We start from the raw sequence: 2106 nt of genomic DNA, 5'->3' as shown, positions 1-2106 counted from the left end.
GCCGCGTCCCGCATCGCGTCCGAACGGGGGGCGTCCGGCCCTGCGCGCCGTGCCGTCCCCGCAGCGCAGCGCGCCGCGCGACGACGAATGGGAAGTGTTCTGACGCGCTGACGGCGCCAGCGTGCGCGATAGCGACGGCCGCCTTGCGCGGCCGTTTTTACAGGCATGCCCTCGACCGTACTGCGGTTACTACTTACTAAAAAAACAGCGTTATATAAATAGCTGTTTTGCCATCTAAGCAAATCTTTTCAAAACTTAACGCGACATTGCCTGTGAGATAACTCACACTGCCTGCCGTACCACCCTTGTTCCCGCCTCGGCCACATCCCGGCTGACCCCTCCGCCTGCTGCGTCCGGCCATTCGTGGCAGGCGGCAGCCATTGCCGTCAGCCTTGCATGCGAGTCCGGCGCGATGACCGATGCACCACACTGAAGGATGCGAAAAAGATGGCAAATATGAAAATCGGCACGCGCCTGCGCTGCTCCTTTGCATTGTTGACCTTGCTGCTGCTGGCCACTGCCGCGCTGGGCATGCTGCGCCTGTCCAGCCTGGAGCTGCGCATGCGCGACGTGATCGACGATAAATATCCGAAAACCGTGCTGGCCAATGACATCATCAAGAATGTCAACATCATCGCGCGCTCCTCGCGCAACCTGCTGCTGATGACGGAGCCGCAGCAGCTGGCGCAGGAACGCGCCACCATCGCCAGGGCGGGCGGCGAGACGGAAAAAGGACTGGCCCAGCTGGACACGGTGGTGCTGTCGCCGCAGGGCCGCACGCTGATGGCGGCCGTGACGCAGGCGCGCGCCACGTTCAACGGCGGACGCGACAAGGTGCTGGCCCTGCTGGACGAGGGCGCGCGCGACGAGGCGACCAGTTTGCTGCTCGGCACGGTGCGCGGCGACCAGCTGCGCTACATGGCGGCGCTGGAAAGCCTCATCGCGCACCAGCACGACCTGATGGAGGAGGCGGGCGCCCAGGTGCGCGCGGAATACGCGACGGCGCGCAACATGATGCTGGCGCTGAGCGCGCTGGCCGTGCTGTTTTCGCTCGTCACCGCCTGGCTGGTCACGCGCAGCATCGTCCATCCGCTGCACCACGCATTGACGGTGGCGCAGACCGTGGCAGCCGGCGACCTGACGTCGACCTTCGGCCGCCATGGCGGCGACGAAACGGGCAAGCTGCTCGACGCGCTGTGCATCATGAACGGCAACCTGCTCGACATCGTGCAGCAGGTGCGCAGCGGCACCGACACCATCGCCACGGCTTCGTCGCAGATCGCGGCCGGCAATATCGATCTGTCCTCGCGCACGGAGGAGCAGGCCAGCTCGCTCGAACAGACCGCGTCGGCCATGGAGGAACTCAGTTCGACGGTGCAGCAGAATGCGGACAATGCCCGCCATGCCAGCGTGCTGGCCGTCGAGGCGGCGAACATCGCCGGCGCCGGCGGGCAGGCCGTGGGGCAGGTGATCCATACCATGGACGCCATCAGCGCATCGTCGGCGCAGATTGCCGACATCATCGGCGTGATCGACATGCTGGCCTTCCAGACGAATATCCTGGCCTTGAACGCGGCCGTGGAAGCGGCGCGCGCGGGCGAGCAGGGGCGCGGCTTTGCCGTCGTGGCGACGGAAGTGCGCAACCTGGCGCAGCGCAGCGCGGCGGCGGCGCGCGACATCCGCGCCCTGATCGCCAATTCCACCGTGCAGGTCGATGCGGGCGCGGCCCTGGTGGCGCAGGCCGGCGCCACCATGCAGGAAGTGGTGGCGGCCGTGGGGCGCGTGAGCCAGATGGTGGCCGACATCACGGCCGCCAGCGCCGAGCAGAGCACGGGCATCGGCCAGGTCAGCCAGGCGGTGCTGCAGATGGATGAAGTGACGCAGCAGAACGCCGCCCTGGTGGAGGAAGCGGCGGCCGCATCGCAATCGCTGGAAGGCGAGGCGGCGAAGCTGCTGCAGGTGGTCAGCGTATTTCGCCTGCAGCAGGGGCCCGCGCACACCTTGCCGCGCCGGAGCGCGCCGGCCGTGCCGCGCCTGCTGGCCTAGTGGCGCGCCTGGCAAGGTTCTGGCTCGGCTGCGTCGGGCTGTGGCGCGCGCGGCGCCGGG

Annotated in this window: 1 protein-coding gene; it reads left to right on the top strand. The window is 67.6% G+C overall.

What is annotated here, in order from left to right; genetic code table 11:
• The first annotated feature begins 447 nt into the window (after positions 1-447).
• Positions 448-2046, top strand: coding sequence for a methyl-accepting chemotaxis protein (locus GCN75_RS29945; protein ID WP_319633314.1), 1599 nt, complete (start codon positions 448-450; stop codon positions 2044-2046).
• Positions 2047-2106 lie beyond the last annotated feature (60 nt).

This window comes from Janthinobacterium violaceinigrum (assembly GCF_009208555.1).
GTDB lineage: Bacteria > Pseudomonadota > Gammaproteobacteria > Burkholderiales > Burkholderiaceae_D > Janthinobacterium > Janthinobacterium violaceinigrum.
The sequence above is the reverse complement of the archived record's forward strand: the minus strand, read 5'-3'. Positions and strand labels throughout refer to the sequence as shown.

Excerpts from the sequence above, each read along its gene's own strand:
- GCN75_RS29945 (WP_319633314.1), top strand. The coding sequence starts at position 448 with ATGGCAAATATGAAAATCGGCACGCGCCTGCGCTGCTCCTTTGCATTG.